This window comes from Ectothiorhodospiraceae bacterium 2226, assembly GCA_013348725.1.
Taxonomy (GTDB): domain Bacteria; phylum Pseudomonadota; class Gammaproteobacteria.
Genome location: CP054689.1, coordinates 2474073 through 2496841 on the forward strand (window position 1 = coordinate 2474073; position 22769 = coordinate 2496841).

Sequence of the window (22769 nt, forward strand, 5' to 3'; positions counted from 1 at the left end):
GGCGTTCCTCAGCAGGACGTGAAACGCATGGACAGGTCCACGGCCTGCACATGCTTGGTCAGGGCGCCGACCGAGATGTAATCCACCCCCGTCTGCGCAAATTCGCGCACCGTCTCGAGCGTCACCCCGCCGGAGATCTCCAGCTTGGCGCGCGCGCCGGTGAGCGCGACGGCCTCGCGCAGCGTGGCGAGATCCATGTTGTCGAGCAGCACGATGTCGGCGCCGGCGTCCAGTGCCTCGCGCAACTCGGCCAGGTTCTCCACCTCGACCTCCACCGTGCGCCCGCCGGCCGCGGCGCGTGCCGCGCGCACGGCCTGTGCAATGGACCCTGCGGCCGCGATATGGTTCTCTTTGATCAGCACGGCGTCGTACAGCCCCAGGCGGTGGTTGCGGCAGCCGCCGCACAGCACCGCGTACTTCTGCGCGAGGCGCAGGCCCGGGAGCGTCTTGCGCGTGTCGAGGATCGCCACGCCGGTGCCCGCCACGGCGTCGGCATAGCGGCGCGCGGCGGTCGCCACGGCCGACAGCGTCTGCAGGAAGTTGAGCGCGGTGCGCTCGCCGGTGAGCAGCGGCGCGGCGGGCCCGGTGAGGGTGCACAGGCGCTGGTCGGCGCTCACCGCCTCGCCCTCGCGCACCGCCCAGTCGATGGCGATGGCCGGGTCCAGCGCCGCGAACACGGCGTCGAACCAGGGGCGGCCGGCGAGGGTGGCCGCCTCGCGCGCGATCACGTGCGCGGTGGCCTGCGCCTCGGCCGGCACCAGCGCCGCCGTCAGGTCGCCCGCGCCCACGTCCTCGTCCAGGGCACGCCGCACGTCGGCGCGCACGGCGTCCAAGGTGAGGTAGGCGGGCAGCTCGGGGGCGGATGCGGGTGTGCGGTTCATGCGGCTCGGCCGGTGCGAAACGGGCGTGTCAGTATGCCAGATCGAGCGCCACGCGCCGAGCGGTGCATGGGGCGGATCGAGGTCGATTGCGCGCGCCGGGCAGGGGTGGCGCCGAATATTGGGAACGAGTATGAACCCGCACCACGACGCAGTCTGCCTGAGCATGAGTCCGCGCGCCCTCTGGGGTGCGGCGCTCGGCCTGCTCGCGTTCACGCTGCTGCTGTTCTGGCTCACCGACCCGTTGCCGCAGGACCCCGCCTACCACCACTTCGCCGACCAGCGCGCGTGGCTCGGCGTGCCCGCCGCTTGGAACGTGCTCAGCAACCTCGCGTTCGTGCTGGTGGGCGCGGCCGGGATGGCGCTGGTGGTCTGGCTGCGGCGCGCGCGCCGGGCGCCGGTGCACCGCGCCTACCTTGTGCTGTTCGCCGGCGTGCTGCTTACCGGCTTCGGGTCGGCCTACTACCACCTCGCGCCGAGCAACACGACGCTGTTCTGGGACCGCCTGCCGATGACCGTGGCGTTCATGGGCTTTTTCTGCAGCGTGCTTGTCGAGCGGGTGGATCGGCGCCTGGCCGACCGCCTGCTGCTTCCGCTGCTGCTGGTCGGTGCCGGCACCGTGGTCTACTGGTTGCTCAGCGAACGCGCGGGCGCCGGCGACCTGCGCCCCTACGCGCTGGTGCAGTTCCTGCCGCTGGTGCTCGCGCCGGCCTTGCTCGCGCCGCGCCCGCGCCCGGCGCATTACGCGCCGTACCTCGTCGGGGCGCTCGCGCTCTACGTGCTCGCCAAGCTCGCGGAGGTGTTCGACGAGGAGATCTACGCCCTCGGCGCCGCGGTGAGCGGCCATGCCCTCAAGCACCTGCTCGCCGCGGCGGGCGCGGCCTGTCTGGTGGCGATGCTGTACCGGCGCCACGGTGTGCCGGCGAGCGTAGAGCACCATCAGGGCGCGACGATTGGCGACCTCGGGCCGGGCGCTCGAAGAGAGATCGCGAGTAGATCCAAACAGAGCACGTCATGACATGACCCAACCGGACGGCCGCGCAGTGTTGCGGCTACCTGCGCCTGCGCATTGTCAGGCGATGAGTCGGAAGAGTGGGGCCGTCCGGATGACGGGTCCGTAGGCGAGCTAGCGGGAGGACTGCGAGCCGCTCGAGACGGGGACGGACGGCGGCGAGCAGAGCGGGGCGTGCCTGAACCCGTAGCGGGTCAGCCTGTCCAAGATCTTACGATTACCCCCGCCGGGAGGAGCAGCCGATGGCCACGGGATGGGCGAAGGAAGGCGCCGTCCAGGAGCAGATCGACGACACCGTGGACGACGCCGTCCGGCGCGCCCGCAGCCGGCTGCCCCAGGGCGAGAGTCGCCAGCACTGCGAGGAATGCGGCGAGGCGATCCCCGAGGCACGGCGCAAGGCCGTCCCCGGCGTGCGGCTGTGCATCCGCTGTCAGGAAGTGCACGACCGGGAACAGCCGACTTTCAGCCCCTACAATCGGCGGGGCAGCAAGGACAGCCAGCTACGCTGAGCGCCGCCGGATCGCGGTTCAGTGCTTCTTCTGCGCCAACTCGGCCGCCTGGGCGCGGATACGCGCTTCCTGTCCCCGCAGCTCGGGTGTGAACTCCTCGCCGAAGTCCTCCGCCTCGTACAACGGGCGGATCTCGATCTCAGCCTCGGTGCCCGGCATCGGATTGGGACAGCGCTTCACCCACTCGATGGCCTCGTCCATGGACTTCACGTCCCACAGCCAATAGCCGGCGATCAGCTCCTTGGTCTCGGGGAACGGTCCGTCCACGACCAGGCGCTGGTCGCCCGCGAAGCGCACCCGCGCCCCCTTGCTGCTCGGCTGCAGCCCCTCGCCCGCGAGCAGGATGCCGGCCTTGGCCAGTTCTTCGTTGTACTGGCCCATCGCCGCCAGCAGCTCTTCGCTCGGCAGCTTGCCGGCCTCCGAGTCCTCGCTGGCCTTTACGATGATCATGAATCGCATGGTCGTCTCTCCGTTGGATGAAGTGTTCACCTTACAGTCGCACGAGCGGGGCGGAAATCGACAGGCGGCTCGAACCCTCGCGATGGGCGGGGGTGGGGGTAGGGTGATCGGGGAGCGTAGCCGGCGGCGCGGCGCAGCCATCGACCCGGCAGCCATGACAGCCTGCGGTAGGGCACCAAGCCGCCGGGCGCTGCCTCACCAGAGTCCACTCAGTCGTCGTAAGGCTGATCTGAGCGTGGTGCATTCGGCAACTGCTGATCCAAAGACTGCCGGTATCTGATGCACCCGCGCATGAACTGCGGCCACTCCGGCACGATCGGGAGCCGATCGGTCTTCTCCGGCAGCAAACCCCATAAGGCGGGATGGTGCCAGCACAGCTCGTGCAGGGTGCTATCGCGATGCTCTCGGATACCTTGTCGCAGCTTTCGGGCTTCCGCGAGGAGTTCTTCGCGGCTCATCTGGTCGAGGTCCTCGTCCATGTCGGCCTCCCGCACAAGGTTCGTGGTGGAGCGAGTGTCTGAGAGCAGAGCTTAGAGCGAGCGCTGGTTTAGCGCGATGTGGTGGGGCTCGTGAGGATCATGATGTCGGCGCAAGTGCTCAATGCAGCGCCGTCGCGTCGCCGCAGCACTTCTTGAACTTCCTGCCGGAGCCGCAGGGGCAGGGGTCGTTGCGGCCCACCTTCGGTTCCTCGCGGCGATAGGTCTCGATGCGCGCCCGTGCGGCCGCCTCCCTAAGTGGCACGAAGTAGTCGCACAAGCTGTCCAGCGCCGCCTCGATCGCCGCCGGCGCCTCGGCGGGCGCGCGTGCCTTGAGTGACGCCACGTCATGCACGGTCTCTAGGTCCTCGGACTCGGCGTGGGTGATGATGGGCTCGAGCATCTCGGGTGACTCTTCCAGTAGCGCCGACCACCAAGGTTCGCCGAACACATCCACCGCCAGCATGAACCCGCCGCACCAAAGGTCCACCAGGGTAAGATCCTGCTCGTCGTTGCCGACGAAAAGCGGGTCGGCTTGGCCCTCGATTACCGCCGCAGCCACGTCGGTGTAGTGGCGCATGATGAGTTCCAGTACCGCCTGCGCCTGCTCCTGACTGTCGAACTCGGGCCGCGCCTCGCCCTCGTCCATGTCCCATACCCAGGGAAGCCATTCGCTCGGTGGAATCAGGTCGGGATTCAGCGCGCGAGCGCGGTCAGGTAGCCGTCCAGCGTCGACAGCGGCATGGCGGACTCGGGCACGGTGTCGGAGAGCAGGACTCGTCGAGGCGATTCAGCTCTTCGTCGGAGAGCGGGGTGAGGGCATGGGTTCTCTCGCTACCTAGGGGCGCTATGAGGCGCACCGAGCCGCCAGGGTAGATTCCTTCGGGCGCGGCGGCAAGCGGCCGCGCTTTACGCGCTCACGAGAGATGAACACGCGAGTCAGAGCAGGATAGAAAATAAATCCATCCCCTTCTCGCTACTACGTTCCCTCTCTTTGCTAAACGCGGCGGTCTATCGAAGTCCCAAAAACCCCAGGATGACCAGAACGATGACGATAAGCCCAACTATGTAGATGATGTTGTTCATGAAACCTTCCTCCGGGCTGGCAAAGCGACCGGCTAAGTATAGGAAAGCAATACGCCCTTCGCCGAGGTCAAGCAGCCCGTTTGCCGCCACTTCACCGTCCGCGCGGCCGCAGGCGTCGAGGAGGGCGGGCTTTTGCCGGCGAGGTCGCGGAAGAAGAACGCTGGGGGTGGGGCTGCGGTTCTCCGCAGGCACTAAGGCGGCTCATCCCTACGGTTTGCACACGGTCCACTGACCTGGCGCTCCGTAACGCGGGTTGCCGGGGAGGATCACGAGTAGGACAAGCGCGCCCAGGACGAGCAGAACGGCCTCATCCTGAATCGCGCCTACCGTACCGCCGCCGACTACAAGCCAGAAAGCCACCGTCCACCACCCGGACGCATTGATGTCGTGAAATCGCATGATGAGGGGCGGGGACCAAAGGAGTAGCAGCACGAGTTACGCGTACTCCATGCTCCAACGGGCGATATGAGGAAACGTCTGCGTGAGCGGAGGGACCGCGAAGTAGAGCGCGTAGGTCACCGTTAGATACGTGCCAAAGAAAGCGGCCGCGAACCACGCGCGCCCGATTCTCCCTAGGCGCGGGATTCGCGGAAGCCAGTGGGGATGTCCGTTATCGCGAGTCGCATCGGGGCCTTGGGCTAAGCGAGTTTGATCGCTGCTGGATGCGCCGCGCACCCCGCTAGGCCGCCGGCTCCGAAGCAGCAGCGGAAGTGGCGGCCGAATCGCGTGATGCGTTTGCGCGCTTTTGCAGGACTACGAGATCCAGCGTTCCGTTGCGCGGCGTGCCGACACCGCTATCGATCGGGTAAGGGAGCCGCTGGCCGGAATCTTCATATCCCCTACGGATATAGAACTGGATCAGCTCCGTTCTCGCCCCCACCACGATCAGCACGAAGCGTTCCGCGCCTAGCGATGAGGCGGCGTATGACTCCGCTTCGGCCAGCATTGCGCTCCCCAGCCCGCCGGCCTGGATGCTCGGCTCGATGGCGAGCATGCCGATAGTGGCATCAGCGCCCGTTCGGTCGATCTGGACGCATGCCACGAGCCTGTCGTCGCGTAGACCTACCAAGACCACCGAAGAGCCGAGCAGCTTCTCGACCTGTCGCGAACTGGTTCTGTCGCCGCTGACAATGCGGGATTCGTGTGTCCAGCCCTCGGCGCCAGCTTGCGGGCGATAGGCGGCGTTCACCAGCCGCGCAATCTCGGCGGCATCGGCGGCGGTTGCTTTGCGGTATGTCAGGCGGTTCATGGTTCGACAAGCTCCTCCCGCGACGCGGTCGCGCGTGCGCCCGCTAGAAGGTATTCGGAAATGTTCGCCATCGGCAAGTGGGGAGCTTCGCCAACCAAGAATGCCTTCAAGACGGGATTCCTGCACAAGTGCGCGTTGAGCGGGGCGCGTGAGCGCTCAATGCAGCGGGGGCGCGCCGCCGCAGCACTTCTTGAACTTCCTGCCGGAGCCGCAGGGGCAGGGGTCGTTGCGGCCCACCTTCGGTTCCTCGCGGCGATAGGTCTCGATGCGCGCCCGTGCGGCCGCCTCCCTAAGTGGCACGAAGTAGTCGCACAAGCTGTCCAGCGCCGCCTCGATCGCCGCCGGCGCCTCGGCGGGCGCGCGTGCCTTGAGTGACGCCACGTCATGCACGGTCTCTAGGTCCTCGGACTCGGCGTGGGTGATGATGGGCTCGAGCATCTCGGGTGACTCTTCCAGTAGCGCCGACCACCAAGGTTCGCCGAACACATCCACCGCCAGCATGAACCCGCCGCACCAAAGGTCCACCAGGGTAAGATCCTGCTCGTCGTTGCCCACGAAAAGCGGGTCGACCTGACCCTCCATGACCGCCGCGTTGACGTCGGCGTAGTGGCGCATGATGAGTTCCAGAATCGCCTGTGCCTGCTCCTGGGTTTCGAACTCGGGCCGCGCCTCGCCCTCGTCCATGTCCCATACCCAGGGAAGCCATTCGCTCGGCGGGATCAGGTCGGGATTCAGCGCGAGCGCGGTGAGGTAGCCGTCCAGCGTCGAAAGCGGCATGGCGGACTCGGGCACGGTGTCGGCGAGCAGGAACTCGTCGAGGCGATTCAACTCTTCGTCGGAGAGCGGGGTGGAGAGTGAGGGCATGGGCTTTCTCGCTACCTAGGGGTGCTATGACTCGAATCGAGCAGCCAGGGTAGAGCCCTTCGGTCGCGGCGGCAAGTCGCCGCTCTTTACCCGCTCACGAGAGGCGAACGCGGGACTCGGAGCAGCATGGAAAATGAATCCGTCTCCTGTTCGTGGTCCCGATCCAGCAGCCCCTGAGCTGCGCCGCTCGCCTGGTCGCAGGAGCTAGGAGCGCCGTTTCCGGACGCGGCCCGGCAAGCCAGAGGGCTTCCTATTCCAGTAGTATGACGATCCGCTCATTCTTCTTGTGATCCTCGACTTCGATGAGCGTACCTTCTACCTCCGGCGACGAGGCGAGCTTGACGATTTCATCGACGTCGATCCCCTGCTCGGCGAGTACGGCGGTGGCGGCACGGGGGGATGAAGTGCGCGGCGACCTTCAGGGCGCGCGTAGGAATGGTGATCGTGGTCTCCGGGCTGGACTCGTTACCCTTGAACACCTTGATCTTCAGGTTCTGCATGGCCTTACTATCCTTGAACGCGTGAGAAAGTATGTCTACTCACCGAATCACGTAGTTGGCCTGACGAAGGAAGCCAACGTCTCGTCGCTCCAACCCTCGCAGAACTCGGGATCATCCGAAACCCGGGTCTGTCCCCGATTATCCATTTCATTGCCGGCGCTGCGGTATAAGGTACTGTACTACTCAAGCCAACAGTAACTAGACGGAAAAGGTCCGTGTTCAAACACGGAAAATCTCCGTATATGACGAGCAGCGTGGGTGCACGCAGACCCATCCGCTTCGCACTTAACCGGCGATACTTTCTTGCAGAACTGGGGCGTTTCCCAACGTGTCATGCAATCTTCCCCGCGTGTTATACGGACGTCGGCCTCCATATTGGTGATAGACGGCCAAGGCTACCGCGAACACTATTGCTCGGACACCGCCTCACGGCCCACCCGCACCTTATGGTGCTGAAAATACTCCCGCTGCAACGCCGCAGCCACCCCCGCCAATAGTATCAACGCCAACAGGTTCGGCAACGCCATCAACAGATTCATGATGTCCGCGATATTCCACACCAGCGCGAGCGGGACGCTGGCACCAACCCACACCAGCAGGGCGAACACGATGCGGTAGGGCAGCACGGCGCGCTCGCCGAACAGGAACCGCGCGGAGCGGTCGCCGTAGTAAGACCAGGCGATGGTGGTGGAGAAGGCGAACAGGGTGAGGCCGCCGCCGACGATCCAGGCGCCGGGGGCGCCGAGCACGCTGCTGAAGGCGTGCGCGGTGAGCGAGGCGCCCATGGCTTCTTCGGGGCGGGTGAGCATGGCGCCGGTGACGACGATGACGAGGCCGGTGAGGGTGCACACGATGAGCGTGTCGATGAAGGGCTCCATCATGGCGACCAGGCCCTCGCGCGCGGGTTCCTTGGTGCGCGCGGCGGCGTGGGCGATGGCGGAGGAGCCGAGGCCCGCCTCGTTGGAGAACAGGCCGCGCGCGACGCCCCAGCGGATGGCCTCGCCGACGGCGGCGCCGCCCACGGCCCAGGGGTTGAGGGCGTAGGTGAAGATGGTGGCGAGCGCGGCGGGGATCTCGGCGGCGTGCAGGAACAGCACGATCAGGGCGCCGAGCATGTACAGCAGGGCCATGAACGGCACCAGGATGGACGCCACGCGCGCGATGCGGCGTACGCCGCCGAGGATCACCATGGCGACCAGCGTGGCCATGACCAGGCCCACCGCCCAGCCGTAGCCGCGCAGCTCGGGCCAGATGTAGGTGAGGCCGTCCACCACGGAGTTGGCCTGCACCATGTTGCCGATGCCGAACGCGGCGATGAGCGCGAACACGGCGAACAGGGCGGCCATGCGCGGCATGTTGAGGCCGTGCAGCAGGGTGTACATGGGGCCGCCCGAGACGGTGCCGTCGGGGGCGATCTCGCGAAAGCGCAGGGAGAGGGTGCTTTCGGTGAACTTGGTGGCCATGCCGAAGAAGGCCGTGACCCACATCCAGAACAGCGCGCCCGGGCCGCCCAAGGCGATGGCGGTGGCCACGCCGGCGATGTTGCCGGTACCGATGGTGGCGGACAGGGCGGTGGACAGGGCCTGGAAGTGGGTGACCTCGCCGGGGTGGCCGGGGTCGGCGTGCTTGCCCCACACCAGCTCGGCGCCGTGGCGGAAGCCGCGGAGCTGGATGGCGCGGGTGCGGATGGTGAGGTACAGCCCCGCGCCGAGCAGCAGGGCGAGGGTGAGGTAGTTGCCCCACAGGATGCCGGACAGCCAGCCGGTCCACTCGGTGAGCGTTTCGATCATGCGGTCTGTGCCTTGTTATTCGGTTGGCGGGGGACGGCTTGGGGGAGCGTATCGGATGGGGGGGTGGGGGACAAGAGACGGGGGATGGGTTGGTGGGCGGGGGTGGGCCGGCAGGCGTTGAAGGCTTGGTGCGACTTCGGTCGCTCATGGCGCGATGCGCTGCGCTTATGGCGCCCTACGGTGCGGGGTAGGTGCGGGGTAGGGCGCAATAACCGAAGGGCATTGCGCCGGAGGGTGCTGACGGTGCGGTGCGTTCGGGACGGGCGCGTACATGCGTCAATGCTGGCGCAGGGTGAGGGTGTCGCCGCGCTGGGTGAGTTCGAGCTCGCGCAGAAAGCTCATGCCGAGCAGCACCAGGTCGGAGTGGGGGTTGATGGAGGCGCGCACGTTGCGCACTTCGATGTCGCCGATCTGCACGCGCTCGAGCACCGTGGCGTAGGTGGTGACCATACCGCTGGCGGTCTGTGTGGGCACGGCATGGCCGCGGCGCAGGCCGAGCTCGCGTGCCAGCGGTTCGGGGATGGAGACGACCGTGGCGCCGGTGTCGACCAGCAGGTCGACGGGACGGCCGTTGAGTTGCCCGGTTACCACGTAGTGGCCGCTGCGGTTGCGCTGCAGGACCACCTCGCGCATGCCGTCGGCGTACTGCAGGCTCTCGACCTGTTGGTTGGGGTTGTACTGGCGCTCCAGCATGCCGTCGAAGTAGACGGTGAGCAGGCCGAGGGCAATCACGATGCCCGCGACCATCATGATCTTGCCGAGGGCGGAGGGGAGTTGGCTCATGCGTGCATTATACCGAGCGTGAGACCGGGCTCCCCGGCGATCAGCCGCGTGCGGGGCGGCGCCCGCGCGGCGCGGCGCGAGCGCGCAACCCACGCACCACGGCCTTCTCCAGTTCCACCAGCACGAACACCGCGACGCCGAAGCCAATCAGCAGCAGCCAGTCCTCGGCGGGCAGGGGCTCGATGCCGAACAGCGTGACCATGAACGGGGCGTAGGTGAAGGTGAGCTGCAGCGCCACGGTGGCGGCGACGGCATAGAGCACGTAGCGATTACCGCGCAAGCCTTCCCAGGTGAACGAGGGTGCGCTGACGTAGCGCACGCTGAACAGGTAGAACACCTGGCCCATGACCAGGGTGTTCACCGCCATGGCGCGCGCCGCCTCGAGCCCGGCGGTGGCCTCCTTCCACAGGAACAGGCTGAAGGTGCCCGCCACCAGCAGCACCGACACGAAGCCGATACGCCAGATCAGGTAGGGCGACAACAAGGGCGCGCGCGGGTCGCGCGGGGGGCGGCGCATGATGTCCGACTCCGGCGGCTCGAAGGCGAGCGCGAGCGCGAGGGTGACGGCGGTGACCATGTTCACCCACAGGATCTGCGCGGGGGTCGTGGGCATGACCACCCCCAGCAGCACCGCGGCGAGCACCACCAGCGCCTGGCCGCCGTTGGTGGGCAGGATGAACAGGATCGCCTTGCGGATGTTCTCGTAGACCGTGCGCCCTTCCTCCACGGCGTGCGCGATGGAGGCGAAATTGTCGTCGGTGAGCACCATCTCGGCGGCCTCCTTGGTCACCTCGGTGCCCTTGATGCCCATGGCGATGCCGATATTCGCGCGTTTGAGGGCGGGTGCGTCATTCACGCCGTCGCCGGTCATGGCCACGACCTCGCCACGCGCCTGCAGCGCGCGCACCAGGCGCAGCTTGTGTTCGGGCGAGGTGCGCGCGAATACATCGTGCTCCTGCGCCTTCGCCTCCAGCGCTTGGTCGTCCAGCGCCTCGAGGTCGCGGCCGGTGAGGGCGGTGCCGGTGGCGCCGATGTTCATGCGCGCGCCGATGGCGCTGGCGGTGAGGGCGTGGTCGCCGGTGATCATCTTCACGCGGATGCCCGCGCTCTGGCAGTCGCGCACCGCGGCGACGGCCTCCTGGCGCGGCGGGTCCATCATGCCGCACAGGCCGAGCAGCACCAGCTCGTCCTCCACGTCGGCGAAGTCCACCGTCGTCATGTGCTCGGCGCGCCGCTTGTAGGCGATGGCGAGCACGCGCTGCCCTTCGCTGGCAAAGTCGTCCACGGCGCTATGCCAGTGCGCCGCGTCCAGCGGCGCCTCGCCTTCAGGCGTGCGCTGGAGCGCGCACATGGCGATGACCTTCTCGGGCGCGCCCTTGAGGTAGATGACGCCGTGTCCCTCGTGGTCGTGGTGCAGCGTGGCCATGAACTGGTGCTGCGATTCGAAGGGGATGGCGTCCACGCGCGGCCAGCGGCCATGCTCCTCGTCGCGGTCGTAGCCGCCCTTGAGCGCCAGAGAGAGCAGGGCGCCCTCGGTGGGGTCGCCGTGCAGGCGCACCTCGGAGCCGTGGGTGTCGAGCCTGGCGTCGTTGCACAGCAGCGCCGCGCGTAACAGCTCCATGAGATCGGCGTCCTGCTCGGGGTCGATCTCCGCGCCGGCGTGCACGAACGCGCCCACGCCGGTGTAGCCCTCGCCGGTCACGCCATAGCGGCGCGTGGCGAGCGCCACGCACTGCACCGACATCTCGTTGCGCGTGAGCGTGCCGGTCTTGTCGGAGCAGATCACCGTCACCGAACCCAGCGTCTCGACCGCCGGCAGGCGGCGGATGATGGCGTGGCGGTGTGCCATGCGCTGCACGCCGATGGCGAGCGTGATGGTCATGATGGCGGGTAGCCCCTCGGGGATGGCGGCCACGGCGAGGCCTACGGCGATGAGGAACATCTCCGCCGGGGCGTAGTCGCGCGCGTACCAGCCAAACAGGAAGGTCAGCGCGGCGAACACCACGATAAAGGCGCTGAGGTAGTGCCCGAAGCGCGCCATCTGCTGCGTGAGCGGGGTCTGCAGCGTGCGGATGTCGGCGAGCATGGCGCTGATGCGCCCGATCTCGGTCTCGGCGCCGGTGCCGACCACCACACCGCGGCCCACGCCGTGCACCACCAGGGTGCTGGAGAAGGCCATGTTGAGGCGGTCGCCCACCACGGCGTCCGCGGCCACCGCCTCGACGTCCTTCTCCACCGCCTCGGACTCGCCGGTGAGCACGGCCTCCTCGATGCGCAGGTCGCGCTCACGCAGCAGGCGCAGGTCGGCGGGCACCTTGTCGCCCGACTGCAGCAGCACGATGTCGCCGGGCACCAGTTCGGTGGCGGCGATCTGCCGGCGGTGGCCGTCGCGCAGCACCACGGCCTGCGGCGAGAGCATGTGGCGTATGGCCTCCAGCGCGCGCTCGGCCTTGCCCTCCTGGATGAAACCGATGAGGGTGTTGATGATCACCACGGCGGCGATCACGGCGGTGTCGAGCCAGTGCGCGAGCAGGCCGGTGATGACCGCCGCGACCATGAGCAGGTAGATGATGACGTTGTTGAACTGGCTGAGGAAGCGGCGCAAGGGGCCGCGACGGCCGGCGTCGGGCAGGCGGTTCGGCCCGTACTGCGCGAGGCGCGCCTGGGCCTCCTCGGAAGTCAGGCCGTGCTCGTCGCTCTCCAGCGCGCGGGTGACTTCTTGCACGCTGAGCGCGTGCCAGTGGCGGTGCTCGTCGTTGTTCTGCATTTTTCTGATGCCGTCTCCTGCGTGCGCATTGTCTACGGTCGAGCGAGGCTCGGCGTCGCGTGGTTCGCGAGCTCGGCGGCGGCGCGCTCGGCCGCGTCGCGGTAGGGCATGAACACGCGGTCGGCGCCGGCGAGGCGCAAGGCCTCGGCGGCGGCCTCCCCGTGCGCCGCCACGCCCAGCCGGCCCGGGAAGCCATGGCTACGCAGCGAGTCTAGTAGGGCCAAGTTGACGTCGCGGTCGGGCAGGGTGCTGACCACCCAGCGGGCGCTGCCCAGCGGCAGGGTGGCGGGAAACTCGGGGTCCTCCGCGTCGCCGTAGCGCGCCGTCTGGCCCTGCGCGTTCCATTCCTGCACGGCTTGTGGATCGAAGTCGACGCCCAGCACGCGCAGCCCGCGCGCCTGCAGCTCGCTCGCGAGGCGGCCGCCATAGCGTCCGAGCCCAAACACGATCACGTCGACGACGTCGGTGGGCGCGGTCGTGTCTTTGCCCTGTTCGCGGTACGGGACCTTGCGCTCGAACACCCGCAGCCAAGGCGCCAAGCGCTCGTACAGCGGGTGGGAGTACAGAATCATGTAGGTCGACAGGCCGATGGTTATCAGCCCTACCAGTGTCACTAGGCCCACGGTATCGGGGTCGATATGGCCCAACGTGAGCCCGAGTGCGACCAGAATGAGCGAGAACTCGCTGATCTGCGCGACCGTCAGCCCGGCCAGGAAGCCGGTGCGCCGGCGGTAGCCCATGGCGCCCATGATCACCATTACGATCAGCGGATTGCCGATCAGCACGAAGGCCGATAGCACGATCGCCGGGCCGACATGCGCGCCGAGGGTCGCCATATCGAGCTCGGCGCCGAGCAGGATGAAGAAGAACAGCAGCAGGAAGTCGCGCAGGCTCACCAGGCGCGAGCCAATGGCCTCGCGAAACGGCGTGGAGGCCAGCGCCACGCCGGCGAGGAAGGCGCCCACCTCGCGACTGAACCCCATCCATTCGCCGGCGGCCGCCAGCGCCACGGCGAAGGTGACCGCCGCGAGCACCAGCAACTCCTGGGAGCGGGCGAGGTGCGGGAGCACGCGCGGCAGTACCCAGCGGATCAACACGCCCACGAACACCAGCAACAGGGCGCCCTTGACCGCCACCATGCCCATCTCAGCGCCCAGGTTATCGGCGGCGCCGCCGACCGCGAACGCCGACAGGCCGATCATCACCAGCACCACCACCAGGTCCTGGACGATCAGGAAGCCGAGCGCGATGCGCCCGTGCAGCGCGTCCACCTCGCGTTTGTCGGACAGCAGCTTGACGATGATGATGGTGCTGGAGAAGGTCAGCGCCACCGCCACGTACAGCGCCGGCAGCCAGTGCATGCCGAGTACCAGGGCGAGAAAGAAGCCGACCACCGAAGTGAACAGCACCTGGCCGAGGCCGGTGGCGAGCGCCACGGGCCCCATGGTGCGGATGAGGTGGAGGTCGAGCTTGAGGCCGACCACGAACAGCAGCAGGGCAATGCCGATCTCGGCGAGCAGTTCGAGCGGCTCGCTAGAGTGGACCCAGCCGAGTACCGCCGGCCCCGCGAGGATGCCCACGACGATGAACGCCACCACGAGCGGTTGCTTCAGCCGGGTGGCGATCGCGCCCACCACGGCGGCCAACAGCAGCAAGGCCGCGAACTGCTCGAACACGTTGTCGAAGGGGGACATCGGGCTCCTAAGGCCGACCGGCCGTCTCTTGTTGTTCTATGAGTGCCGATAGCATCGCACAGCCCGGCTGCGTCGGGCACGTGCCGGAGCAGCCGCCGCTATTTGGAACGGTCCCAGCGCGTCTGGGGCTTTTCGCCCAACTGGCGCACGCGCAGGTGCAGCGCGGCCTTGGCCAGCAGGTGCGCGCTGATCGGCGCCGTGATGAACAGGAACAGGGTGATGAGCAGCTCGTGCAGGCTCAGGCCCACTTCGCGCGCCGTGAAGTACACCGCCGAGGCCAGCATCAGCCCGCCCACGCCGAGCGTGGTGGCCTTGGTGGGCCCGTGCAGGCGCATGAAGAAGTCCGGCAGGCGGGCGAGGCCGATGGAGCCGATGAGGGCGAACGCAGCCCCGACCAAGAGGAAGAAGGAGATGAGGATTTCGACGATCATCCGGCGGCCCTCACTCGACGATGTCGCCGCGCAGGGCGTACTTACACAGCGCCACCGTGCCCACGAAACCCATGAGGGCGATCAGCACCGCCGCCTCGAAGTAGGCGGTGCTGTGCAGAAAGATCCCGAGCATCACCAGCAGCGCGATGGTGTTGATGTACATGGTATCCAGCGCCAGGATGCGGTCGGGCAGGTCCGGGCCGCGCACCAGGGACCAGAGGTTCAGCACCAGCGCCACGGTCATCATGGCGAAGGCAATGGGCATGGCGATCGCTAGCATCCGAAGCTCTCCATGAGGGGCGCCTCATAGCGCGTCTTGATCTGGCGCACCAGCCTATCCACGTCCTCCACGTCCAGCGCGTGGACGAGGAGGGCGCTGCGGTCGGGCGCGACGTCCGAGGACACCGTGCCCGGCGTGAGCGAGATGGTGCTGGCCAGCAGGGTGATGGTGAACTCGTCGCGCGTGTCCAGCGGCACGGTGACGAAGGCCGGGCGCAGGCGCCGGGTCGGCCCGAGGATCAGGCGCGCGACGTTCAAGTTGGCGATGACGATGTCCCACAGCACGACGGCCACGAAGCGGGTCAGTGCGAGCGGGCTGCGCACGTGCGGGCGGTCGGGCCAGAAACGGTGCGTGAGCATGGGCAGCAGTACGCCGAAGATTACCGCCAACACGATGTGGCCTGGCTCGATGTTGTTGACCAGCAGCAGCCAGACCACGATGAGCACTGCGGTCAGCAGGGGATGGGGCAGCAGACGGTGCATCATGGTGTGACCTCCCGCGGCACGTCGCCCACCACGGCGTCGGTGCGCAGCACGCTGTGGACGTAATGGCCGGGCGCGCTGAGCTGCGCGGCGGTGGCCTGCGCGTAGGCCGTGACCGGCCCGCCGAACACGACCAGCAGCGGGCTCGCCGCGAGCAGCGCGATCACCGGCAGCAGCGCCCCCCAGCCCGCGCGCGGCGCCTCAACGCTGCCGCGCGTCTTCCAGAACACCACGCTGCCCGCGCGACTGAGCGCCACCAGGCCGAGCAGGCTGCTGAGCAGGACCACCGCCCAGACCCATCCCACTTGCGCCTCGCCGCGGGCGGCGTGCAGGATCATGAACTTGCCCAGGAAGCCGCTGAGCGGCGGCATGCCGACCAGCGCCACCGCACCGATGAAGAACAGTCCGCCGAGCAGCAGCGGTTGGCGCAGCTCCGGGAGGGGGGCGAGGCGATCGTCGCCCCGCTGCCGGGCGATGACATCCACCAGCAGGAACATCGCCGCGGTGACCAGCGTGGTGTGGACCAGGTAGACCAGGGCCGCGGCCATGGACAGCGTGGTGAACAGCCCCGCGGCAGTCAGCAGCATGCCGACCGAGACCACCACCATATAGGCCACCAGACGGCGCAGCCCGCGTGCGGCCAGGGCCCCGATCATGCCGAGCATCAGCGTGGCGAGGCCGAGCGGCAGCAGCCAGTCGGTCAACACGTTGGCCGCCCCGCCCGCGCCCTCGCCGAAGATGAGGGTGTACACCCGCACGATGGCGTACACGCCCACCTTGGTCATGATGGCGAACAGCGCGGCGACCGGCGCGGTGGTGTTGCTGTAGGCCGCCGGCAGCCAGAAGTAGAGCGGCAGCAGGGCGGCCTTGAGCGCGAACACCACGAACAGCAGCAGGGCCCCGGTACGCAGCAGGCCCGCCTGCTCGGCCGGGGCCTGGGCGACGCGCACCGCCAGGTCCGCCATGTTCAGCGTGCCGGTCAGCCCGTACAGGATGCCGACCGCGATCAGGAACAAGGCCGAGCCCGCGAGGTTGAGCACCACATAGTGCAGCCCGGCGCGCGTGCGGCTTGCGCCGCCGCCGTGCAACAGCAGGCCGTAGGAGGCGATTAGCAGGATTTCGAAGAATACGAACAGGTTGAACAGGTCGCCGGTGAGGAAGGCGCCGTTCAGGCCCGCGAGCTGCAACTGGAACAGCGGGTGGAAGTTGCGCCCCAGGGCATCGGTGCCGCGTAGTGCATACCACAGCGTGAACACGGCCACCACGGCGGTGAGCAGCACCATCAGTGCGCTGAGCCGATCCAGTACCAGCACGATGCCGAACGGCGGCGGCCAGTTGCCGAGCACGTATACGCCGTAGCTGCCGTCCGCCGCCTGGATCAGCAGCAGCACGCTGACGGCGAGCAGGGCGACCGCGCTGGCGAAGCCCACCGCGCGCTGCCAAGCGAGCCCGGCGCGCGCGACCAGCAGCATGAGCACGCCCGCCATCAGCGGGAGCAGGAAGGGGGCGATGATCCAATGGTTGATCATGAGCGCGGCGCCTCCTCGTCAGCGGCCGGCGGCTGGGCCGGCCCGTCCACGTGGTCCGAGCCGAGTTCGCCGCGCGCGCGCAACGCGAGCATCACCACGAAGGCGATCATGCCGAAGCCGATCACGATGGCGGTGAGCACCAGCGCCTGCGGCAGCGGGTCGGCGTAGCCGGGCGCCTGCGGATCGATCACCGCGGGCATGCCGGTGGTGAGCCGCCCCATCACGAACAGGAACAGGTTGGCGGCATAGCCGAGCAAGGCGATGCCGAGGATCACGGGGTAGGTGCGCGCGCGCAGCACGAGGTAGATCCCCCCCGCGACCAGCACACCGATGACGATGGCGACCAGCAGCTCCATCACGCGGCCTCCTTGGAACGGCCGGGGCTGGGCATGGCACCGCTCGCCTTGCCCAAATTGGCGAGGATCAGCATCACCGCGCCCACCACGGTGAGGTACACGCCGAGGTCGAACACGAGCGCCGTGGCGAGCTCGAACTTGCCGACCACCGGCAGGGTGAAATAGTCGAACGACGTGGTCAGGAACGGATAGCCGAAGTACCAGCTCCCGAGGCCGGTGAGCGCGGCGATCAACAGCCCCCAGCCGATGACGGGGTGATAGTCGACGGGCATGCGCGCCTGCGTCCACTGCACGCCGTTGGCGAGGTACTGCAGAATCAGCGCCACGGCGGTGATCAGGCCGGCGATGAAGCCGCCGCCCGGCAGGTTGTGCCCGCGCAGGAAGATGTAGATCGACACCAGCAGCGCGAGCGGCAGCAGCGGTCGTACGATCATGGCCAGGATCATGGGATGGCGGTCGGGCGACCAGGCGCGGCCATAGGGATCGCGGCCCGGCAGCGGCAGGTGCAGGCGATCGAGCAGGGCGTAGATGCCCAGCGCGGCGATGCCCAGCACGGCGATCTCACCCAGCGTGTCGAAGCCGCGGAAGTCCACCAGGATCACGTTCACCACGTTGGTGCCCCCGCCGCCCGGCACGGACTGGGCCAGGAAGTAGTCGGCGATGGTCTGGTAGGGGTGGGTGAGCACGGCATAGGCGAGCGCCGCGACGCCCGCGCCGCCGGCCAGTGCCAGGACGCCGTCCCGCCCCTTGCGCAGCGCGGAGGACTCGGCGGGCGTCTGTTGCGGCAGGAAGTACAGCGCGAGCAGCAGCAGCACGATGGTCACGATCTCGACCGACAACTGGGTGAGCGCGAGGTCGGGGGCGGAGAAGCGCACGAACACCAGCGCCATGATCAGGCCCACGACGCTGACGGCGATGAGGGCGGCGAGGCGCCGCCGGTGCCAGATCACCGTCAGCGCCACGCCCGCGATCAGGATCAGCGCCGCCACCAGGCTCACCGGGTCCAGCGGCGTGCCGTTCATGGTGCCGAACAGGCTCGGCTGGCCGTACACCGCCGCCCAGCCCGCGGCGAGCCCCGCGATCACCAGCAGGGCGAGGTAACGCTGCAGCGAGCCGTTCTCCAGGGCCCCGGTCAGCCAGCGCGCGAAGTGCACCACCACGTGCACCAACGCCTCGAACAGCGCCTTGGCCTCGAAGCGTGGCAGCAGCGTCTCGTGGGCGTAGAACACCCGACGCCGCGCGAGGTAGACGAGGACACCGCCGAGCAGCGCGAGGATGCTCATCATCAAGGCGGTGTTGAAGCCGTGCCACACCATGAGGCTGTATTCCGGCAGCGGCTGGCCCCACAGCACCGACTGCGCCGCCACCGCGAGCATTGGGCCGACGACGAGCGCGGGCAGGATGCCCACCAGCACGCACAGCGCGACCAGGATCTCCACCGGGATCTTCATCCAGCGCGGCGGCTCGTGCGGCTTCTTGGGCAGATCCACCGGTTCAGGGCCGAAGAACACGTCGTGGATGAAGCGCAGCGAGTAGGCCACCGAGAACACGCCCGCGAGCGTGGCGGCAGCGGGCAGCAGCCAGTACACGTTCTCCAGCGGCACGACATGCAGGGTCTCCTCGAAGAACATCTCCTTGGAAAGGAAGCCGTTCAGCAGCGGCACGCCCGCCATGGCCGCGGCCGCGACCATGGCCAAGGTGGCCGTGTGCGGCATGTACTTCCACAGCCCGCTCAGGCGACGCATGTCGCGCGTGCCGGCCTCGTGGTCGATGATGCCGGCCGCCATGAACAGCGAGGCTTTGAACGTGGCGTGGTTGATGATGTGGAACACCCCCGCCACGGCCGACAGCGGCGTGCCGATGCCGAACAGCAGGGTGATCAGGCCCAGGTGGCTGATGGTCGAGTAGGCCAGCAGCCCCTTGAGGTCGTGCTTGAACAGCGCCATGTACGCGGCGAAGACCAAGGTCACGGCGCCCGCACCGCCCACGAGGTAGAACCACAGATCCGGGCCCGACAGCACCGGGAACAGGCGCGCCAGCAGGAACACACCGGCCTTCACCATGGTGGCCGAGTGCAGATAGGCGCTGACCGGGGTGGGCGCCGCCATGGCGTGCGGCAGCCAGAAGTGGAACGGGAACTGCGCCGACTTGGTGAACGCGCCCAGCAGGATCAGCACCAGCAGCACCGGGTAGAGCGCGTGCGCCTGCACCACCTCCGCCGACTCCAGCACCACCGACAGCTCGAAGCTGCCGGCGACATAGCCCAGCAGCAGGATGCCCGCCAGCATGGCCAGCCCGCCGCCGCCGGTGATGGCGAGCGCCATGCGCGCGCCCTGACGCGCGTCGGAGCGATGGCGCCAGTAGCCGATCAGCAGGAAGGAACTGAGGCTGGTCAGCTCCCAGAACATCAGCAGCAGGATCAGGTTGTCGGACAGCACGATGCCCAGCATCGAGCCCATGAACAGCAGCATGTAGGCGTAGAAACGCCCCATCGGGTCGCTGTCGGACAGGTAGTAGCGCGCATACAGGATGATCAGCAGGCCGATGCCCAGGATCAGCAGGGCGAACAAGAAGCCCAGGCCGTCCAGGCGGAAGGTGAAGTTGATGCCGAGTTGCGGCATCCACTCCCAACCGACGCGCACCGTTTCGCCGGCGAACACCGTGGGGGCCATCTGCAACAGCAGCAGCAGCGCCAACGCAGTCACGAGGCCGGCGCCCCATGCGCTGGCGTTCTTGCCGTGGCGGATCAGGACAGGGGGCAACACGGCGCCCGCAAAGGGCAGCAATGGGATCAGGGCTAGGGTCATTCGTTGAACTGTCCGTCTTGTTCTGGGCGCGGCCCGGCCTGGTGGAGACAGGCCGGCGCCGGGCGGAGGGGCGCGCGCTCCCGCGAGGAGCGCGCTGCCGCGACCGAGCGCGAATCCTACATCAAGAGAGGGGCCAAGACCTAGTGCGGCGGGGCGAGTAAGCTGGCGCGCGCGGCGGCCGGTTCAGAGGTATTCCGTCTCAGTGGCCGCCGCTGTCCTTCTCGCGGCCGCCGTGCAGGGTGTGGCTGTGGATGTCATAGCGGCCCTGGAGTTCGTCCTTGACCGAGTGCTCCCACAGCGGCACGCCGACCACGTACGCCGCCCGCCCGACCATATGGGCGGCAATGGGCGCGGTGAGCACGATGAAGGCGACGATGGCCACCGCGCGCGCCACCACCTCGCCCTCGGCGAAGTAGATGGCGAGCGCGCTGACCATCAGCCCCGCGCCGAGGGCGCCGGCCTTGGTGGCGGCGTGCATGCGCGTCAGCAGGTCGGGCATGCGCAGCAGGCCCACGGCCGCGAGCAACATCAGCGAAGCGCCGAGCAGCAGGAGCACGGCCGTGATCCACTCACTCATCGCGCGGCCCTCCCTTCTCGATGTAGCGGGCGAAGCCGATGGCGGCGAGGAACGAGGTCAGGGCAAGCACGATCGCCACATCCAGAAAGGCCGGCACGCCCGTGGCGACCGTGTAGACGGCGATGACGCCCACGGTGAGCAGGGCCACCAGCTCCAAGGCTATCACCCGGTCCGGCAGGCTGGGGCCGCGCATGAGGCGCACGAACGTGAGCACCAGGGCGATGCCGAGGATGACGTAGGCGGCGTTGATCGCGAAGTTGAGCATGGACGGCCTCCTCAGCGCATGAGTTGCAGGACCCGGCGTTCGAGGTCCTTGAGTTCCGCGCGCAAGCGCTGTTCGTCGTCGAGGTACATGAGGTGGATGTACAGCGTGCGCCGGTCGCTGGACACGTCCAGGCTGAGCGCGCCGGGCGTGACGGTGATCAGGTTGGCCAACGCAGTGATCTCCGCGTCGGTATGGGCATCCAGCGGCAGGGCGATCACCCCGGGGCGCATGTAGTGGGTCGGCGTGAGCACGTCGTAGGCCACGCGCATATTCGACTTGGTCAGGTCCCAGATAAAGAACAGGGTGAAGCGCACCGCCTGCGGGACCTTGGCGAAGTACGCGGCAAAGATGGGGTTGCGGCCGTGGGTTACGCGCAACACGAAGTAGGCCACGACGAAGCCCCACACCAGGTTGGCGGCGGTGAGACTGCCGGTGAGGATCACCCAGGCGAGCGCCAGCGTGAGGTTCCAGGCGAAAGCGATCATGGCGCGCCTCCCAGCACGGCCGTCACATACAGTTCGGGGTTCAACAGCTGTTCGGCGGCGGCCAGCGCGAGCGCGTACACGGGCTGCGCATTCAGACCGATGAACAGCGTGATGCCCGCCAAGCCCACGATCGGCGTATACAGCAGCGCGAGCTGGGCGCCCCCCGGTAAGGGACGCGCCGGGGCATCCTCGGGCGGGGCCTTCCAGAACGCCTCCTGCCAGATCTTGGTCATGGAGTAGAGCGTGAGCAGCCCCACCAGCAGGGCCACGCCGACGATGGTCCAGGCGCCGGCCTCGATGCCCGCGCGGATGAGGATGAATTTGGCGAAGAAGCCCGACAAGGGCGGCATGCCCGCCAGCGACAGCGCGGAGATCAGGAACAGCAGCGCCAGCCAGGGCGAGTGGCGGTACAGCCCGCCCAGGCCCTTCAAGCCGTACGCGCCGCGCAACTGGTAGGCGACGCCCGCCACCAGGAACAGATTCGTCTTCACGATGATGTGGTGGATGATGTAGAACACTCCGCCCAGCACCGCCAGCGGCGTCAGCAGCGCAATGCCCATGATCATGTAGCCGATCTGGCTCACGATGTGGAACGAGAGGATGCGCCGGAAGTCGAACTGCGCCGCCGCGCCCAGCACGCCCGTCAGCATGGTGAAGCCGGCGACCCACAGCAGGATGGTGTGGGTGTAGCCGACGTCCTGGGTGAAGATCAGCGAGAAGAAGCGGAAGATCACGTACACGCCGACCTTGGTCAGCAGGCCCGCGAACAGCGCCGCCACGGCGATGGGGGCGGTGTGGTACGAGGCCGGCAGCCAGAAGAACAAGGGGAACACTGCCGCCTTGATGCCGAAGGAGATCATGAACAGCAGGCCGATCACGGTGACCAGGCCGCTCTGATCGGTGTTGGCGAGCTTCACCGCGAGGTCGGCCATGTTGAGCGTGCCCGCCAGGCCGTACAGCAACCCGATGGCCGTGAGCAGGATGGCCGAGGAGATCAGGTTGATGGTGACGTATTTGATCGCGCCCTCCATCTGGGCGCGCTCGCCGCCGAGGGTGAGCAGTGCGAAGGAGGCGATCAGCATCACCTCGAACCACACGAACAGGTTGAACACGTCGCCGGTGAGGAACGCGCCGCAAATGCCGGCCATCAGCATGTGCAGCAGCGGGTAGTAGCCGAAGCGCTCGTGCCCCGCGCTCATGCTGGCCAGCGAGTAGATGGCGATGGCGAAGGCCGTGATGCCCGCCAGCAGCACCATGATGGCGGCCAACAGGTCGCTCACCAGCACGATGCCGAAGGGCGCCGGCCAGTCGCCCACCGCCTGCACCAGAATGCCCTCGGCGCGCGTGGCCGCCAGCAGCCATACCGCGCTCGCGAGCAGCGCGCCGGTGCCCAGCACGCCGATCCACCGCTGCGCGGCGCGCGAGCGCCACAGCAGCAGCGACAGGGCGCCGCTCACCAGCGGGATGACGATGGGCAGGGCGACTTCCAT

At 67.9% G+C, this 22769-nt stretch carries 25 protein-coding genes; 2 read left to right on the forward strand and 23 right to left on the reverse strand.

Translation table 11 applies throughout. From position 1 onward, the window contains the following. Positions 1 to 8 precede the first annotated feature (8 nt). Positions 9 to 881 carry a carboxylating nicotinate-nucleotide diphosphorylase gene (locus HUS23_12040; GenBank protein ID QKT04486.1) on the reverse strand — a complete coding sequence of 291 codons (873 nt, stop codon included), beginning with the start codon at positions 879 to 881 and terminating at the stop codon, positions 9 to 11. 130 nt (positions 882 to 1011) lie between these two features. Between HUS23_12040 and HUS23_12045 the strand changes: the two genes are divergently transcribed. Both HUS23_12045 and HUS23_12050 read left to right on the forward strand, forming a co-directional pair. After that, positions 1012 to 1896 carry a ceramidase domain-containing protein gene (locus HUS23_12045; GenBank protein QKT04487.1) on the forward strand — a complete coding sequence of 295 codons (885 nt, stop codon included), beginning with the start codon at positions 1012 to 1014 and terminating at the stop codon, positions 1894 to 1896. Between the two features lie 236 nt (positions 1897 to 2132). Further along, positions 2133 to 2399 carry a DksA/TraR family C4-type zinc finger protein gene (locus HUS23_12050; GenBank protein ID QKT04488.1) on the forward strand — a complete coding sequence of 89 codons (267 nt, stop codon included), beginning with the start codon at positions 2133 to 2135 and terminating at the stop codon, positions 2397 to 2399. An 18-nt stretch (positions 2400 to 2417) separates the two neighbouring features. Here HUS23_12050 and HUS23_12055 read toward each other — a convergent pair whose 3' ends face one another. The 22 genes from HUS23_12055 to HUS23_12160 all read right to left on the reverse strand — a co-directional run bounded on the left by HUS23_12055 (position 2418) and on the right by HUS23_12160 (position 22769). Further along, positions 2418 to 2858, reverse strand: a complete 441-nt coding sequence (locus tag HUS23_12055; GenBank protein ID QKT04489.1) for a YciI family protein — start codon at positions 2856 to 2858, stop codon at positions 2418 to 2420. Positions 2859 to 3067: 209 nt separating this feature from the next. Then, positions 3068 to 3337, reverse strand: a complete 270-nt coding sequence (locus HUS23_12060) for a hypothetical protein (protein QKT04490.1) — start codon at positions 3335 to 3337, stop codon at positions 3068 to 3070. A gap of 118 nt (positions 3338 to 3455) precedes the next feature. Then, entirely contained in the window at positions 3456 to 4124 is a 669-nt protein-coding gene (locus tag HUS23_12065; GenBank protein QKT05071.1) for a UPF0149 family protein, read from the reverse strand. Between the two features lie 221 nt (positions 4125 to 4345). Continuing rightward, positions 4346 to 4612 carry a hypothetical protein gene (locus tag HUS23_12070; protein QKT02342.1) on the reverse strand — a complete coding sequence of 89 codons (267 nt, stop codon included), beginning with the start codon at positions 4610 to 4612 and terminating at the stop codon, positions 4346 to 4348. Positions 4613 to 4627: 15 nt separating this feature from the next. After that, positions 4628 to 4819, reverse strand: a complete 192-nt coding sequence (locus HUS23_12075) for a hypothetical protein (GenBank protein ID QKT04491.1) — start codon at positions 4817 to 4819, stop codon at positions 4628 to 4630. A gap of 280 nt (positions 4820 to 5099) precedes the next feature. After that, complete coding sequence (locus tag HUS23_12080; GenBank protein QKT04492.1) at positions 5100 to 5669, reverse strand: GNAT family N-acetyltransferase; 570 nt, start codon at positions 5667 to 5669, stop codon at positions 5100 to 5102. 156 nt (positions 5670 to 5825) lie between these two features. Next, positions 5826 to 6533, reverse strand: coding sequence for a UPF0149 family protein (locus HUS23_12085; GenBank protein ID QKT04493.1), 708 nt, complete (start codon positions 6531 to 6533; stop codon positions 5826 to 5828). Between the two features lie 347 nt (positions 6534 to 6880). Beyond that, positions 6881 to 7033 carry a hypothetical protein gene (locus HUS23_12090; GenBank protein QKT04494.1) on the reverse strand — a complete coding sequence of 51 codons (153 nt, stop codon included), beginning with the start codon at positions 7031 to 7033 and terminating at the stop codon, positions 6881 to 6883. Between the two features lie 407 nt (positions 7034 to 7440). After that, positions 7441 to 8823 (reverse strand): alanine:cation symporter family protein, encoded by a 1383-nt coding sequence (locus tag HUS23_12095; protein ID QKT04495.1) that lies wholly within the window; start codon positions 8821 to 8823, stop codon positions 7441 to 7443. Between the two features lie 276 nt (positions 8824 to 9099). After that, positions 9100 to 9606: a TIGR02281 family clan AA aspartic protease gene (locus HUS23_12100; GenBank protein QKT04496.1), complete on the reverse strand. Its 507-nt coding sequence runs from the start codon at positions 9604 to 9606 to the stop codon at positions 9100 to 9102. 40 nt (positions 9607 to 9646) lie between these two features. Then, complete coding sequence (locus HUS23_12105) at positions 9647 to 12373, reverse strand: cation-transporting P-type ATPase (protein ID QKT04497.1); 2727 nt, start codon at positions 12371 to 12373, stop codon at positions 9647 to 9649. A 32-nt stretch (positions 12374 to 12405) separates the two neighbouring features. After that, positions 12406 to 14067, reverse strand: coding sequence for a cation:proton antiporter (locus HUS23_12110; protein QKT04498.1), 1662 nt, complete (start codon positions 14065 to 14067; stop codon positions 12406 to 12408). Between the two features lie 98 nt (positions 14068 to 14165). Beyond that, entirely contained in the window at positions 14166 to 14498 is a 333-nt protein-coding gene (locus HUS23_12115) for a Na+/H+ antiporter subunit G (GenBank protein ID QKT04499.1), read from the reverse strand. Positions 14499 to 14508: 10 nt separating this feature from the next. Next, positions 14509 to 14778, reverse strand: coding sequence for a K+/H+ antiporter subunit F (locus HUS23_12120; GenBank protein ID QKT04500.1), 270 nt, complete (start codon positions 14776 to 14778; stop codon positions 14509 to 14511). After that, positions 14772 to 15260, reverse strand: coding sequence for a Na+/H+ antiporter subunit E (locus HUS23_12125; GenBank protein QKT05072.1), 489 nt, complete (start codon positions 15258 to 15260; stop codon positions 14772 to 14774). The genes HUS23_12120 and HUS23_12125 overlap by 7 nt, the downstream gene beginning before the upstream one ends. Beyond that, positions 15260 to 16786: a monovalent cation/H+ antiporter subunit D gene (locus HUS23_12130; protein ID QKT05073.1), complete on the reverse strand. Its 1527-nt coding sequence runs from the start codon at positions 16784 to 16786 to the stop codon at positions 15260 to 15262. The genes HUS23_12125 and HUS23_12130 overlap by 1 nt, the downstream gene beginning before the upstream one ends. Then, positions 16786 to 17145 (reverse strand): Na+/H+ antiporter subunit C, encoded by a 360-nt coding sequence (locus HUS23_12135; GenBank protein QKT05074.1) that lies wholly within the window; start codon positions 17143 to 17145, stop codon positions 16786 to 16788. Before HUS23_12135 ends, HUS23_12130 begins: the two co-directional genes overlap by 1 nt. Beyond that, positions 17145 to 19952: a monovalent cation/H+ antiporter subunit A gene (locus HUS23_12140; GenBank protein ID QKT04501.1), complete on the reverse strand. Its 2808-nt coding sequence runs from the start codon at positions 19950 to 19952 to the stop codon at positions 17145 to 17147. Before HUS23_12140 ends, HUS23_12135 begins: the two co-directional genes overlap by 1 nt. 199 nt (positions 19953 to 20151) lie before the next feature. Further along, positions 20152 to 20529 (reverse strand): monovalent cation/H(+) antiporter subunit G, encoded by a 378-nt coding sequence (locus HUS23_12145; GenBank protein ID QKT04502.1) that lies wholly within the window; start codon positions 20527 to 20529, stop codon positions 20152 to 20154. Beyond that, positions 20522 to 20794 carry a cation:proton antiporter gene (locus HUS23_12150; GenBank protein ID QKT04503.1) on the reverse strand — a complete coding sequence of 91 codons (273 nt, stop codon included), beginning with the start codon at positions 20792 to 20794 and terminating at the stop codon, positions 20522 to 20524. The genes HUS23_12145 and HUS23_12150 overlap by 8 nt, the downstream gene beginning before the upstream one ends. An 11-nt stretch (positions 20795 to 20805) precedes the next feature. After that, a complete protein-coding gene (locus HUS23_12155; GenBank protein QKT04504.1) occupies positions 20806 to 21279 on the reverse strand; it encodes a Na+/H+ antiporter subunit E in 474 nt (157 codons plus the stop codon). Continuing rightward, entirely contained in the window at positions 21276 to 22769 is a 1494-nt protein-coding gene (locus HUS23_12160; protein QKT04505.1) for a Na+/H+ antiporter subunit D, read from the reverse strand. The genes HUS23_12155 and HUS23_12160 overlap by 4 nt, the downstream gene beginning before the upstream one ends.

Bases quoted from the DNA above. Each gene is read 5' to 3' on its own strand.
- HUS23_12040 (QKT04486.1), bottom strand. From the start codon at position 881: ATGAACCGCACACCCGCATCCGCCCCCGAGCTGCCCGCCTACCTCACC.
- HUS23_12045 (QKT04487.1), top strand. From the start codon at position 1,012: ATGAACCCGCACCACGACGCAGTCTGCCTGAGCATGAGTCCGCGCGCC.
- HUS23_12050 (QKT04488.1), top strand. From the start codon at position 2,133: ATGGCCACGGGATGGGCGAAGGAAGGCGCCGTCCAGGAGCAGATCGAC.
- HUS23_12055 (QKT04489.1), bottom strand. From the start codon at position 2,858: ATGCGATTCATGATCATCGTAAAGGCCAGCGAGGACTCGGAGGCCGGC.
- HUS23_12060 (QKT04490.1), bottom strand. From the start codon at position 3,337: ATGGACGAGGACCTCGACCAGATGAGCCGCGAAGAACTCCTCGCGGAA.
- HUS23_12075 (QKT04491.1), bottom strand. From the start codon at position 4,819: ATGCGATTTCACGACATCAATGCGTCCGGGTGGTGGACGGTGGCTTTC.
- HUS23_12080 (QKT04492.1), bottom strand. From the start codon at position 5,669: ATGAACCGCCTGACATACCGCAAAGCAACCGCCGCCGATGCCGCCGAG.
- HUS23_12085 (QKT04493.1), bottom strand. From the start codon at position 6,533: ATGCCCTCACTCTCCACCCCGCTCTCCGACGAAGAGTTGAATCGCCTC.
- HUS23_12090 (QKT04494.1), bottom strand. From the start codon at position 7,033: ATGCAGAACCTGAAGATCAAGGTGTTCAAGGGTAACGAGTCCAGCCCG.
- HUS23_12095 (QKT04495.1), bottom strand. From the start codon at position 8,823: ATGATCGAAACGCTCACCGAGTGGACCGGCTGGCTGTCCGGCATCCTG.
- HUS23_12100 (QKT04496.1), bottom strand. From the start codon at position 9,606: ATGAGCCAACTCCCCTCCGCCCTCGGCAAGATCATGATGGTCGCGGGC.
- HUS23_12105 (QKT04497.1), bottom strand. From the start codon at position 12,373: ATGCAGAACAACGACGAGCACCGCCACTGGCACGCGCTCAGCGTGCAA.
- HUS23_12110 (QKT04498.1), bottom strand. From the start codon at position 14,067: ATGTCCCCCTTCGACAACGTGTTCGAGCAGTTCGCGGCCTTGCTGCTG.
- HUS23_12115 (QKT04499.1), bottom strand. From the start codon at position 14,498: ATGATCGTCGAAATCCTCATCTCCTTCTTCCTCTTGGTCGGGGCTGCG.
- HUS23_12120 (QKT04500.1), bottom strand. From the start codon at position 14,778: ATGCTAGCGATCGCCATGCCCATTGCCTTCGCCATGATGACCGTGGCG.
- HUS23_12125 (QKT05072.1), bottom strand. From the start codon at position 15,260: ATGCACCGTCTGCTGCCCCATCCCCTGCTGACCGCAGTGCTCATCGTG.
- HUS23_12135 (QKT05074.1), bottom strand. From the start codon at position 17,145: ATGGAGCTGCTGGTCGCCATCGTCATCGGTGTGCTGGTCGCGGGGGGG.
- HUS23_12140 (QKT04501.1), bottom strand. From the start codon at position 19,952: ATGACCCTAGCCCTGATCCCATTGCTGCCCTTTGCGGGCGCCGTGTTG.
- HUS23_12145 (QKT04502.1), bottom strand. From the start codon at position 20,529: ATGAGTGAGTGGATCACGGCCGTGCTCCTGCTGCTCGGCGCTTCGCTG.
- HUS23_12150 (QKT04503.1), bottom strand. From the start codon at position 20,794: ATGCTCAACTTCGCGATCAACGCCGCCTACGTCATCCTCGGCATCGCC.
- HUS23_12155 (QKT04504.1), bottom strand. From the start codon at position 21,279: ATGATCGCTTTCGCCTGGAACCTCACGCTGGCGCTCGCCTGGGTGATC.
- HUS23_12160 (QKT04505.1), bottom strand. From the start codon at position 22,769: ATGGAAGTCGCCCTGCCCATCGTCATCCCGCTGGTGAGCGGCGCCCTG.